11 protein-coding genes and 1 tRNA gene are annotated in these 12,170 nt (G+C 64.5%); 6 read left to right on the top strand and 6 right to left on the bottom strand.

Features of this window, described 5'->3' with window-relative positions:
- Positions 1-101: 101 nt before the first annotated feature.
- On the bottom strand, positions 102-686 hold the full coding sequence (locus AC3WJM_RS11150) for a DedA family protein (RefSeq protein ID WP_253257239.1): 585 nt from the start codon (positions 684-686) through the stop codon (positions 102-104).
- A gap of 120 nt (positions 687-806) precedes the next feature.
- Here AC3WJM_RS11150 and AC3WJM_RS11145 point away from each other — a divergent pair, with 120 nt between their 5' ends.
- The gene (locus AC3WJM_RS11145; RefSeq protein WP_492271895.1) at positions 807-2,198 is read left to right on the top strand and encodes a CoA transferase; all 1,392 of its coding nucleotides are present in this window, start codon (positions 807-809) and stop codon (positions 2,196-2,198) included.
- Positions 2,199-2,251: 53 nt separating this feature from the next.
- Here AC3WJM_RS11145 and AC3WJM_RS11140 read toward each other — a convergent pair.
- Positions 2,252-2,324, bottom strand: a tRNA-Lys gene (locus AC3WJM_RS11140).
- Positions 2,325-2,568: 244 nt separating this feature from the next.
- Here AC3WJM_RS11140 and AC3WJM_RS11135 point away from each other — a divergent pair.
- The 3 genes from AC3WJM_RS11135 (at position 2,569) to AC3WJM_RS11125 (ending at position 5,099) form a co-directional block, all read left to right on the top strand.
- Positions 2,569-3,228 carry a hypothetical protein gene (locus AC3WJM_RS11135; protein ID WP_078106945.1) on the top strand — a complete coding sequence of 220 codons (660 nt, stop codon included), beginning with the start codon at positions 2,569-2,571 and terminating at the stop codon, positions 3,226-3,228.
- A 238-nt stretch (positions 3,229-3,466) separates the two neighbouring features.
- A complete protein-coding gene (locus AC3WJM_RS11130; RefSeq protein WP_234753923.1) occupies positions 3,467-4,084 on the top strand; it encodes a DUF47 domain-containing protein in 618 nt (205 codons plus the stop codon).
- Position 4,085: 1 nt separating this feature from the next.
- Positions 4,086-5,099, top strand: a complete 1,014-nt coding sequence (locus AC3WJM_RS11125; RefSeq protein ID WP_059388354.1) for an inorganic phosphate transporter — start codon at positions 4,086-4,088, stop codon at positions 5,097-5,099.
- 108 nt (positions 5,100-5,207) lie between these two features.
- Here AC3WJM_RS11125 and pstB read toward each other — a convergent pair whose 3' ends face one another.
- The 4 genes from pstB to pstS all read right to left on the bottom strand — a co-directional run bounded on the left by pstB (position 5,208) and on the right by pstS (position 9,336).
- Entirely contained in the window at positions 5,208-5,987 is a 780-nt protein-coding gene (pstB, locus tag AC3WJM_RS11120; protein WP_059388353.1) for a phosphate ABC transporter ATP-binding protein PstB, read from the bottom strand.
- Between the two features lie 48 nt (positions 5,988-6,035).
- Complete coding sequence (pstA, locus tag AC3WJM_RS11115) at positions 6,036-7,145, bottom strand: phosphate ABC transporter permease PstA (protein WP_059388352.1); 1,110 nt, start codon at positions 7,143-7,145, stop codon at positions 6,036-6,038.
- On the bottom strand, positions 7,145-8,077 hold the full coding sequence (gene pstC / locus AC3WJM_RS11110; RefSeq protein ID WP_284990886.1) for a phosphate ABC transporter permease subunit PstC: 933 nt from the start codon (positions 8,075-8,077) through the stop codon (positions 7,145-7,147). The genes pstA and pstC overlap by 1 nt, the downstream gene beginning before the upstream one ends.
- Before the next feature lie 140 nt (positions 8,078-8,217).
- On the bottom strand, positions 8,218-9,336 hold the full coding sequence (gene pstS, locus AC3WJM_RS11105; RefSeq protein WP_059388351.1) for a phosphate ABC transporter substrate-binding protein PstS: 1,119 nt from the start codon (positions 9,334-9,336) through the stop codon (positions 8,218-8,220).
- Between the two features lie 282 nt (positions 9,337-9,618).
- On the opposite strand from pstS, the gene AC3WJM_RS11100 reads away from it, so the two are divergent.
- Positions 9,619-10,749 (top strand): FUSC family protein, encoded by a 1,131-nt coding sequence (locus AC3WJM_RS11100; protein WP_492271894.1) that lies wholly within the window; start codon positions 9,619-9,621, stop codon positions 10,747-10,749.
- 41 nt (positions 10,750-10,790) lie between these two features.
- Complete coding sequence (radA, locus tag AC3WJM_RS11095; protein WP_307053811.1) at positions 10,791-12,164, top strand: DNA repair protein RadA; 1,374 nt, start codon at positions 10,791-10,793, stop codon at positions 12,162-12,164.
- The last annotated feature ends 6 nt before the right edge of the window (positions 12,165-12,170 follow it).

Here is a 12,170-nt window from a genome sequence, read left to right as displayed (position 1 = left end):
CATCAGACATATCCAGTTGGACCATTCACCGCCCCTCCCGAACGAATTGTGACCAGCCTAAAGCCTTTAAGTTTCCGTCGGATTTCCGTGATCCCGCGGCATCAGGCCTTCTTGGCGCGGTGCTTCCTGACCTGCCAGACAAGCACAATCGCCACCACAATGACTGCCACCACGGCCGCTGCCCCCCGGCCCACCACACGGGCCACTTCTTCGTACGAATTTCCGGCCACAAAGCCGAGCGTCACGAACAAGGACCCCCAGATAATGCCGCCGCTGAAATTCCAGAACGCGAAGCGCCGGTAGGGCATGCGGCTTAGTCCGGCGAGCGCAGGCATCACGGCACGGAAGAAGGCGGTAAACCTGCCCAGGAGCACCGCGACGCCGCCTTTGTCCTTGAGGAAGTCTTCGGCCCTCTGCAATTGGGCGCGTCTCTTGTCCAGGATTTTCAAGGCCATCACCCGCGGACCGAAGTGTTTGCCTATTTCGTAACCCACGGTGTCCCCCGTGATCGCGGCCGTGACCACAATGGCGATCATGGCCCACAATTCGAAGAGCCCGCGGCTCGAAATCACCCCGCCGACCACTGCCGCCGTTTCACCGGGGATCACAAAGCCCACAAAAATTGCATCCTCAGCGAACACCAGGGCGAAAACGATGCACGCGATCACAAGCGGGCTGGTATTCAAGAGTCCGTCCAAAAGCGCTTGCATGAAGAACAGTCTGGCAGTTGGAGGCCCACTTGGGCAGGAGGCGTTAGATCCGGCTGCCTTTGCTCGTTTCGTGTGGCCCCGTCAAGAATGGTGAGTGTGAACGACAGCTTCGCTGATGTGACTTCCCGAGTGTGGCACGCAATCGGCGCCGATGATGCGGATTGGCCGGCCACCCAGCTAACGACAACAGGGCCGCGGGCCGTTCTCCCGGCCGCTTTCGACGTGACAGGACTGGCGACGGGGGCGGTTGTGGTCGCGACAGTGGCCGCTGAGCAGTTCCTCGCAGCCCGCCGCCAGTCAGGGCCGCGAGCGGTGACGGTAGACAGCCGGGAGTCCTGCGCCGCGTTCGCCTCCGAGCGGCTGTTCACCCCAATCGGCTGGACCCGGCCGCCACTGTGGGACCCCATCGCCGGGAACTATCGCACGGGGGACGCGTGGATCAGGCTGCACACCAACTACGCCAGCCACCGCGCCGCCGTCGAGCGGGTGCTTGGCGCCCATGACCGCGAAACAGTTCAGGCCGCAGTGGCTGGGTTGCCCGCCGAAGAATTGGAGACGGCCATCGTGGAGGCGGGCGGATGCGCCGCCGTCATGCGCAACCGCGGGCAATGGCTCGCCTCGGCTCCGGGGATGGCGACGGCGGACACGCCGCCGCTGACCGTCGTCGAACGCCGTTCAACCGGCGCCGGCCCACCGGACACTGTCGGCGAAATGCCCTTCCACGGGGTGCGTGTGCTCGACCTGACGCGGGTGATCGCAGGACCCGTGTGCACCAAGTTCCTCGCCGGTTATGGTGCCGACGTGCTGCGGATCGATCCGCCGGGCTTTGAAGAGGTGCCGTCGCTGCTGCCTGAGACGACGCTGGGCAAACGAACCGCCGCTTTGGATCTCGCTGCCCCGACCGACCGCGCGATATTCGAGGAACTGCTCGCGGGCGCCGATGTGCTCGTGTCGGGACTGCGGCCCGACGCCCTGAAACGCCTGGGCTACGACGACGGGTCCCTGATCGCCATGAACCCCGGCCTGATCATCGCCAGCTTGGACGCCTACGGCTGGGATGGTCCCTGGCGCAATCGGCGCGGGTTCGACAGCCTGGTCCAGATGAGCTGCGGAATCGCCGACGCCGGAGCCACCGCCAGGGGCCAAGCGGAGCCCACCCCGCTTCCCGTCCAGGCCCTCGACCACGCGACCGGCTGGCTATTGGCCGCGGCCGTCGCCCGTGCCCTGACCCGGCGCCTTAGCCACTCGGTGACGGCCCGCATCCAGGGCTCACTCATCGGTACGGCCAATTTGCTGTACTCGCTGACCCCGCCGACTGATCACATGGCTGTAGCTGCACCGAATGACTTCACCTTGGTGGAAACCAGCACCGACTGGGGACCGGCGCGACGCGTGCCACTTCCGGGGCGAATCGACGGCGTCGCCGCGCATTGGTCGCAGCAAGCCGGACCGCTCGGCCGTCACCCGGCCGCGTGGGCCACGCCGTAGTTTCGCCTGGCACAAGTAAACCCCCGGAACCGTGCGGTTCCGGGGGTTTTGGGTGGGCCCTGTGGGGATCGAACCCACGACCCACGGATTAAAAGTCCGATGCTCTACCAACTGAGCTAAAGGCCCCTGCCGACTGTAGAAACAGCCATAAATACTGTACCTCAAGCTCAAGGCCGTTTTGACACGCTCGGCCCCCACGCCGTCGTGACCTCTTTTGACCCCAACCCCGACGACGACACGCGGCAACTACGGCGTGTCGCGGCACCGGCGGAATCAAACAAGGTCAGGAAGGAACGCCCCGCGCCCGAGGGCCACCACAACAAGCCCAGTCAAGAGTGCACGAGCGAAAACACAGGAGTAGCGTTGGGGCATGAGCGAACAATCGGGACCTCCTGTGTACGGCGGAGCAAACAGGCATCACAAGCCGAAACCCTTCGCGCCGGTTGACTTCGAGCCGTTTGCCGGCGGAGCGGACCCCGCGCGCGTGTCCGAAGCCGCTCACCTTGCCGCCCAGGCGCTCGTGCGGCGAGGTCGGGACAGCGATGACCCCAAGATCACCAGGCGCCTCGTGAAGCTCGCTGACGAGCAAGGCCTCGAGGCCATCGCCGAAATGTGGGCCGAGAGCCCCGCCCGGTCTTTGCCCGGCGCATTGTGGCGGCTCTATGCATTGCGCGCGGCCACCATGCAGAACTCCGAGCGCATTTCCGTGTACTTCAAGGCCGGCCGGGACACCGCCCAGGTTTCCCATGTTGTGGCGGGGGCAGCCGAGCCGCCGGGAGCGGACGAAATGAAACAGATGGCGGATGCCATCCTTTCGGGAGCGTTCGACGGCGATTTCGATGTCGCGCTGGAACGCTCAGCCGCGTTTTGCCGCGTCGTCGCGTTGGGCCAAGCCACCCTGGCGGACAGTGCAGAGCATTCCAACGAAGGCCACGCAAGCAAGCTGACCCGGAACTCCCACCAGCTCGTGAAGACCGCGGAAGATCTCGAGCACGCGGCCAATGCTTGGCGCCTGGGCGAGCTGGACTGACGTGAAATATAAGGGTGCGGGACCGTCACAACCACCCCTGCCGCCAGCTGTCAAGATTGACTTAGCTCGGATGACGTAGAAAACTGAAACTGGTGTCGAACCGCGAAACCCCCGGGCTTCAACTTATAGCCGCTTCGAGCGGCCTACCGCCGAGAGGCGTATCCGGTTCGGCACCATTTTTATGCCCTTCGGCGAAGACGCCGCCCCACCCCTATCCCTCCCGCCTACCGGAAGCCAAATGAAGCTGCGTCTCTTCCCCCAAGAACCCGCCGGGTTGCAATTGTTGTCGCAAATGGCCCGCCAGATTCTTGAGGCAACCGGGACGCTTTCTGAGATCTTCGGAGCTCCCGTCGCGGAGCACGAACGGCTGGTGGAGGAGATGCACGAACACGAGGCGAAATCCACGGATCTGCATTTCGCCCTCTTGACCCACATGCGCACGAGCTTCGTGAACCCGCTCCCCCGCGAGGACATGTACGCCCTCTCCCGCTTCCTCAACGAGGCGATGGAAAAGCTGGATGCCGCGGGTGAGCTCGTGGCCCTCTACAAACTGGATCGGGTGCCCAAGCGCGCGGCGGACCAACTGGAGATCATCAGCCGCCAGGCGGAGCTCACGGTTGATGCCATGCGCCAGCTGGACGATCTGGACGAACTTGAGGATTACTGGATCGAGGTGCTGCGGCTGGCCAAGCGTGCGGAACGCAGCCACCGGACCTGGGTGGCCGAGATGCTCCGCGACATGAAGTCCACCCAGTTTTCGCGGAACCGTGACGTGGCCAATCAACTGGTTGAAGTCACCAAGGACATGCGGCGCGTCGCCACCCAGGTAGGCAGCATCATCGTCAAGGAAGCATGAGGTGGCAGTCGCGTTCTTCGCCCTTGTGGTGGTGCTGGCGGCTGGCTTCGCATTCCTGAATGGCTTCCGCGACGTCTCCACCGCCGTCGCGCTCTCCGTGCGGACCCGCGCCCTCACTCCGTCAGTCGCCGTTGTGTTGGCAGCGGTCTTCAATTTTGCCGGCGTGCTTCTCAGCGGCGGTTTCGCGCTGGTTTTCAGCCAGTCCTGGGTGGTTCTCCCCTCGGGAATGAACGGGCTGACCATGCTCGCCGCGGGGCTGTGCAGCGCCATCCTTTGGGGAATCTACGCTTGGTGGCGCGGTGTGCCGCTCTCGTCGACCCATGCCTTGGTAGGAGGCCTCGTGGGCGCCGGAGCCGCAAGCGCAGTGATGGGAGGCAGCTCCGTCAACGGGGTAGACGGTATTTTGCTGGCGCAAGTGGTCCTGCCGTTGCTGCTGTCCCCCGTGATTGCTTTCCTTGGTGCCTATCTTCTCGTGTGGCCTGTCACATGGGCCGCCCGCTACACCCAGCCCGATGTCGTGCATGGCCGCTTCCGCCACGCACAGTCCGTCTCGGCCGCTGCGGTCGCGCTCGGCCACGGCCTGCAGGACGGGCAACGAACCGTAGCGGTGATCCTGTTGGGCGCCGTGGCTGCCGGAGTGTCCGACTCCAGCGACCTCCCGTTGTGGGTCATCCTGCTGACGGCCGTCATGCTCACGGCGGGAACGCTTTGTGGTGGTTGGCGCATCTCGTACACCTTGGGTTACAAGCTGACGCGGGTAGACCCGATGCGGGGATTCATCGCCCAGAGCCTGACCTCACTGATGTTATTCATCGGTGCCATCGGCCTCCATTTGCCGCTTTCCACCACGCACACTGTGACGTCGGCAGTGCTTGGTGCGGGAACCAACCAGAACTTTTCCGTCACCAACCGCCGGATGGTGCTGCGGATCCTGGGGTTCTGGGTCGCGACGCCGATCGTTACCGCCGCCGTGGCGTTCGTCCTCGGACTGGCGCTCTCACCGCTTTCGCACTGAGTCCGGCGAGCCGCGCCAGGCACGCGAAAAGCCCGACGGCGGCAGCCACCTGGATAGGTGACGGTCGCCGTCGGGCTTTTCGCGTGGTTCCCAGGGAGCCGCTGGGGCCTATCCGAACCGGCCGGAGACGTAGTCTTCCGTGGCCTTCTGGGACGGGTTGTTGAAGATGGTGGTGGTGTCCGCGAACTCGATGAGCTTGCCCGGCTTGCCGGTGCCGGCGATGTTGAAGAACGCGGTCTTGTCGGAAACGCGTGCAGCCTGCTGCATGTTGTGGGTCACGATCACCACGGTGTACTCGTCCTTGAGCTCGTTGATGAGGTCTTCGACGGCCAAGGTGGAGATGGGGTCAAGCGCAGAGCAGGGCTCGTCCATGAGGATGACCTGCGGTTCCACGGCGATGGCACGGGCAATGCAGAGCCGCTGCTGCTGGCCGCCGGAGAGTCCGGAGCCGGGCTTCTCGAGGCGGTCCTTGACCTCGTTCCACAGGTTGGCGCCGCGCAGGGACTTCTCCACGAGTGCGTCGGCCGCGCCCTTGCTGATCCTCTTGTTGTTGAGCTTCACGCCGGCCAGCACGTTGTCGCGGATGGACATCGTGGGGAACGGGTTGGGCCGCTGGAAGACCATGCCAACCTGGGTGCGGACCGTCACGGGGTCCACGCCGGGGCCGTAGAGATTGTCGCCGTCGAGCAGGACTTCGCCCTCAACGCGGGCACCGGGAAGCACTTCGTGCATGCGGTTCAGGGTGCGCAGGAAGGTGGACTTGCCACAACCGGACGGGCCGATGAATGCCGTGACCGATTTGGCTTCAATGTTGATATTGACGCCCTCAACGGCCAGGAAGCTGCCGTAGTAGACGTTCAGATCCTTGACGTCGATCCGCTTAGACATGGTGTTCCTTCGGTGCTGTGGTTGGAAGTTTGCGTGTGGCCTGGCGGCTCAACGGCCGGCCTTGGGGGCGAAGATCCGGGCGATCAGCCTGGCGCCCAGGTTCAGGAGCATCACCAGGATGATCAGGACCAGCGCGGCACCCCACGCCCGCTGGCTCGACGGGTCCGGGTTGGACGGCGAGGTCGGGTTCAGGATCTGCGTGTAGATGAACGTAGGCAGCGAGGCCATCCAGCCGCCGAAAACGTTGTTGTTGATCGTCGTGGCGAAACCCGCGGTGACCAGGATCGGAGCGGTCTCGCCGATCACCCGGGCGATCGCCAAGGTGACGCCGGACGCGATGCCGGAAATCGCCGTCGGGATGACCACCTTGAGGATGGTGCGCCACTTGCGGACACCCAGTGCGTAAGCCGCCTCACGGAGCTCGTTCGGGACGATCTTGAGCATTTCCTCGCTCGAGCGGACCACCACCGGGATCATCAGGACCGAAAGCGCGACGGCGGCAACCGCACCGGTCTTGGTGCCGGGGCCCACCACGGCGAAGAAGAAGGCTGCGGAAAAGAGACCTGCGACGATCGACGGGATGCCGGTCATAACGTCGACGAAGAAGGTGATGGCACGGGCGAGGGCCCGGTCGTTGCCGTATTCCACCAGGTAGATTGCGGTCAGCAGACCCACAGGAACCGAGATGACCGTCGCAAGCAGGGTGATCTGCACGGTGCCCAGAAGCGCATGATAGATGCCGCCGAGGACCTTTGTGCCTTCATCGACGCTCTTGTTGTCGAGGGAACCTGTGACGCCGTTCATGGAAGTTGTCAGGAAGCCTGGGGTGATGATGCCCGGGATGCCGTTCACGAGGACGGTCCAGATCACCGAGATCAGGGGCAGCAGCGCCACAAGGAACGAGCCGACGATCAGGCAGGTGGCAAGCTTGTCGCTCGCCTTGCGGCCGCCTTCGACAACTGCGCTCCAGCCGACCAGGCCGATCGCGAACAGGATCGCGGACACGAGGCCCCAGCCGAAGGCGTTGAAGCCGATCAACGCAAGGATCGCAGCGCCGAGTACCAGGGCGACGGCCAGGACGACGTACGGTGCGAAAGCCGGCAACTGGCCCTTGGTCAGTGCGGAGCGTTTGCGCGCCACGGGGGCTGTGACAGTCATTAGTTGGCTCCCGAGAATTCTTTGTGCCTGGAGATGATCCAGCGTGCAATCATGTTGACACCCAGGGTGATGACGAACAATACCAAGCCCGCCGCGATCAACGTGCTGACCTTGAGCCCGCTGGCTTCAGGGAAGTTCAAGGCGATTTCAGCGGCGATGGTCTGGTTTCCGGTCTGGATCAGGCTTGCGGTCAGGACGCCGGAGGACAGGACCAGGGCGACGGCCATGGTCTCGCCAAGCGCGCGGCCCAGGCCCAGCATGATGGCGCTCACGATACCGGGGCGGCCGAACGGCAAGACAGCCATCTTGATCATTTCCCAGCGGGTCGCGCCGAGGGCCAGGGCGGCTTCCTCGTGGAGCTTCGGGGTCTGCAGGAAGATTTCACGCGAGAGTGAAGTGATGATCGGCAAAACCATGACGGAGAGGACGATACTCGCGGTCAGGATGGTCTTGCCGGTAGCGGAGGCCGGGCCTTGGAAAATCGGCAACCAGCCCATGTTGCTGGCCAGCCAGCCGTAGGCGGGCGAAATCTGGGGGGCAAGGAACGCCGCGCCCCATGCGCCGTAGACCACGGAGGGAATGGCCGCGAGGAGGTCCACCACGTAGCCGAGACCCGAGGCAAGCCTGCGGGGAGCGTAGTGGGAGATGAACAGCGCGACGCCGATGGCTACCGGAGTAGCGATCACAAGCGCGATGACGGCGGCAATCAGGGTCCCGACGACGATCGGCCCGATGTAGGCGAAGAAGCCGTGGCCGCCTTGGATGTCCGCGGGTGGAGCCACAAGGGCCGGAATGGCCTGGATGACAAGGAAAAGTGCGACGCCGAAGAGAACCGCGAGGATCAGGCATCCCGCGGCCAGGGTGGCTCCGGAGAAGACCTTGTCCCCGGCGCGTCCGGCACCTTGGGAAGTGGTCAAGGAGTTGGTGGTCACTTCACGATCCTTCAGATTCACTCAAAAATGGCCAAGTTCCCCGCCCCGTCCGGTGATGTTTCACCAGCGCGGGACGGGGAACGTTGATATTCAAGGGTAGTGGTGCCGCGGTCCGCGGTACCACTACTCCATTGTGGTCCTTAGGCCTTGGCCTTGATGGAGTCAACAGCGGCCTTTGCCTTGTCCTGCAGCGCCTTGGAGAGCGGAGCGGACTTGGCGGAGCCGGCAGCGGCCTGCTGGCCGGCGTCGGAGACTACGTAGCTCTCGAATGCCTTGACCAGGTCAGCGGTTTCCTTCTTGTCGTAGGTGGTGCAGACGACGTGGTAGGAAACCAGGACTACCGGGTAGGCGGAGGAATCCGTGGTGGTGCGGTCAAGCTTGATGGAAAGGTCTCCGGTCGGGCGGCCTGCAACGGGCTTGCCCAGTTCAACAGCCTTGGCGGCAGCGGCCGGGGAGATCTTGACGAAGTCCGAGCCAACCTTGATCTGTGCGGTGCCGAGCTTGCCGGAGACTGCGGAATCGTCAGCGTAGGTCACGGCACCCGGGGTGTCGGTGACGGTCTTGACGACGCCGGAGGTGCCCTTGGCGTTCTCGCCCTTCAGGGACGCGGGCCACAGTCCGGCAGCCTTGTCGGTCCAGACCGAGGGAGCAGCAGATGCCAGGTAGTCCGTGAAGTTCTGGGTGGTGCCGGAGTCGTCAGAGCGGTTGACCGGGGTGACCTTGAGGTCCGGAAGGGTGACTCCGGCGTTCAGGGCGGCGATTGCCGGGTCGTTCCAGTTGGTGATCTGGCCGCGGAAGATCTTCGCAACGGTGTCGGCGTCGAGCTTCAAGTCCTTGACGTTCGGGATGTTGAAGGCAACGGCGATCGGGGAGATGTACACCGGGATGTTGATGGCGCCGTCGGTGCCGCACTTGGTCTTGGAGGTGGCCAGTTCAGCGTCGCTCAGGTAGGCGTCGGAGCCTGCGAACTGCGCGGAGCCGTCAAGGATGGCCTTGCGGCCTGCGCCCGAGCCGTCCGGGGAGTACTGGACCGTGGCACCCGGGTTCGCGGAAGCGAAGTTGGTCTTCCAAGCGTCCATTGCGGCGCCCTGCGCCGAAGAGCCGATGCCGGTCAGGGTGCCGGTGACCTTGACGCCTGCGGCGCTCTGGGTGGCTGCCGGGGCGCCGGTTGCGTTGTCTGAACCACAAGCGGTCAGCGCAAGGGCGCCGACTGCGAGGACCGCGATTGCCGCGTTGCGGCCGAAGCGAGTTGCCTTCACTGGGATGTACCCCTTCCAGGGATTCTCTGATGCGTACCGAGGGAGAAAGTCGGCATACGAAAGATTTGCGTACGTGTTTGTACCTTTATCGACGGTAGGAGTCGCAGGTAAAGGGATCGGCGGTCCAAAGTGAACGGGAGGTGAACGGCTGTGGACCATTGGCTTACATGTGCAGCGTCACCCTTGCGCTTGGCGAGTCATAAGGGATTAAGTGACGCCCCTCACTTTGCGGTTCCTTCGGCGAGCCTCATTTACTAGGCAGCTCCTGAATAGACTTGAGCCATGACCGCTCCCCGAGGACTTTCAGCGAGCAAGAAATTCCTGCGGGCGCGGCTGCGAACTGGCTTCGTCCGCAGCCGGAACTCCTTGGTCCCGGCCGTCCAGATGACCGTGTGCGCCGTGGGCGCCTACGCGTTCGCTGAATACATCCTTGGGCACTCAGGACCCCTTTTCGCCGCGACTTCGTCGCTGATCGCGCTCGGCTTCTCGCGGGATCCGCGGCTTCGCCGGGTCGTGGAGGTCGGGCTTGGCTGCACCCTCGGGATCGTCATCGGCGATCTTCTGCTCCACTGGCTGGGTTCGGGAATCTGGCAAGCCGCCGTCGTGCTCCTTTTCTCCATCCTCCTGGCCCGGTTCCTGGACAGTGGCACCATCTTCACCACCCAACTGGGCCTGCAATCGCTTCTCGTGGTCTTGCTGCCCGCGCCGGCCGGGGGGCCGTTCACCCGAAGCATCGACGCCGTTGTGGGCGGGGTTTTCGCGCTGCTGGTTACCATGCTGGTCCCGAAGGACCCGCGCAGGGAGCCGCGCCAGGACGTCCGCAAACTCCTGCACGAACTCTCGGAGGTCCTCCGTGAATGTGCCGACGCATTGATCAACAGCGACTCCACCCAGGCCTGGCATGCCCTCATCCGGGGGCGGAATTGCCAGCCGCTCGTGGACCGGATGCGCCAATCCCTCAAGGCATCCGGTGAAGTGGCCACGCTCGCCCCGGCGTACCGGCGGCACCGCGACGAGCTGACCATGCTGGAGGAGTCATTGGATTCCATCGACCTCGCCCTCCGCAACAGCCGGGTGTTCGCGCGGCGGCTCACGAGCGCCATCAACCATGCAGCATTGACCGACGAGGCGACGGACAGCATTTCGGAGGTCTTGCAGGACACGTCCGCCGCCGTCGAGGAACTGTCGCTCGGCCTCGCGGAAGTGCACGACGGCGCCCGCCGGGCCCACCTGCGCGGCGCACGGCAGGACTTGGCCGATATTGCCACCCGGCTGCACCCCAAAATGCTTCACGTCCAGAAGCTCGAGGGCGAAACAGTGGTGATGCTCTTCCGCCCGCTCATGGTGGACCTGCTCGAAGCCGCGGGCATGGACCCCCGGGAAGCCCGGGACGTGCTTCCTCCCTTGCAGTGAGGCGCGCTTGACTGTCCTACCCCTCCACTAGCCTTGTACGCATGGCTTCCAAGACCTCACGCACCTCCAAGACACCCGCGTACAAATGTGCCGAATGCGGGTGGACCACTGTCAAGTGGGTGGGGCGCTGCGGCGAGTGCCAGGCGTGGGGCACTGTGGAGGAAACGGGCGCCACAGTAGCGCGTACGACGGCGGCCACAACGGTTTTGGAGCCGGCTCGCCGGATTGCCGAGGTAGACGGCACCACGGCCGCATTCCTGCCCACCGGAGTCGACGAACTGGACCGCGTCCTGGGCGGAGGACTGGTTCCCGGCGCGGTGATCCTTCTTGCCGGGGAACCCGGCGTCGGGAAATCCACCCTCCTGCTCGATGTCGCGGCGAAGTTCGCCCGCACCGGCCAGGACGTCCTGTACGTCACGGGTGAGGAATCGGCGGCCCAGGTCAAGCTCCGCGCGGAACGGATCGACGCGGTCGCTCATAGCCTCTATCTCTCGGCGGAAACCGACCTAGGGCAAGCTCTAGGTCAAGTGGAGAAGCTCGAGCCGAAACTGCTGATTGTGGACTCGGTACAGACCCTCAGCAGCGCCGACGTCGAAGGTAGCGCGGGCGGAGTCTCACAGGTCCGGGAAGTCGCAGCGTCCATTATCGCCGCCGCGAAGCGCCGCAACATGACAACCCTGCTGGTTGGCCACGTGACGAAGGACGGCTCCATTGCCGGTCCGCGCCTCCTGGAGCACTTGGTGGATGTGGTGTGCCAGTTCGAAGGCGAGCGCCATTCGCGATTGCGCTTGTTGCGCGCGGTCAAGAACCGCTATGGGGCCACGGACGACGTCGGCTGTTTCGACCTGAACGAAGCCGGCATCGAAGGCCTCGCCGATCCCAGTGGCCTTTTTGTATCGCGGACACGCGAGCCGGTGTCCGGCACCTGCATCACCGTGACCATGGAAGGCCGGCGCCCGCTGTTGGCCGAAGTGCAGTCGCTCCTGGCCGAAAGCGCCAGCTCACAGCCGCGCAGGGCCACGAGTGGCCTGGACAGCTCGCGCGTCGCCATGCTCCTGGCTGTCCTTCAACAACGGGCCGGTTGCATCCTGCACAAGGACGACTCCTACGTGGCCACAGTCGGAGGAGTGAAGCTGAGCGAGCCGGCCACCGACCTTGCGGTAGCGCTTGCCGTGGCCTCGGCGAAGGCGCGGAAGGCACTGCCTCAGCGGCTCATTGCCTTCGGCGAGGTTGGCCTGGCCGGCGAGGTCCGTCCCGTTCCAGGGATCAACCAGCGCATCCACGAGGCGCAGCGGCTTGGTTTCACCCACGCGGTGGTGCCCGCGAGTCCCAACGGACCGGGGCCCATCCCGGAGGGTTTCTCGGTCCGCGAAGTGGCACACCTGGCCGAGGCCTTGGAACTGCTGATCACCTAGCGCCGT

This window comes from Arthrobacter sp. FW306-1B-G06A (genome assembly GCF_058781765.1).
The sequence above is the reverse complement of the archived record's forward strand: the minus strand, read 5'-3'. Positions and strand labels throughout refer to the sequence as shown.

What these genes read in the sequence shown, in the direction of transcription:
- AC3WJM_RS11135 (WP_078106945.1), top strand. Translation starts at nt 2,569, where the DNA reads ATGAGCGAACAATCGGGACCTCCTGTGTACGGCGGAGCAAACAGGCAT.
- AC3WJM_RS11130 (WP_234753923.1), top strand. Translation starts at nt 3,467, where the DNA reads ATGAAGCTGCGTCTCTTCCCCCAAGAACCCGCCGGGTTGCAATTGTTG.
- pstB (WP_059388353.1), bottom strand. Translation starts at nt 5,987, where the DNA reads ATGTCTAAGCGGATCGACGTCAAGGATCTGAACGTCTACTACGGCAGC.
- pstA (WP_059388352.1), bottom strand. Translation starts at nt 7,145, where the DNA reads ATGACTGTCACAGCCCCCGTGGCGCGCAAACGCTCCGCACTGACCAAG.
- AC3WJM_RS11100 (WP_492271894.1), top strand. Translation starts at nt 9,619, where the DNA reads ATGACCGCTCCCCGAGGACTTTCAGCGAGCAAGAAATTCCTGCGGGCG.
- radA (WP_307053811.1), top strand. Translation starts at nt 10,791, where the DNA reads ATGGCTTCCAAGACCTCACGCACCTCCAAGACACCCGCGTACAAATGT.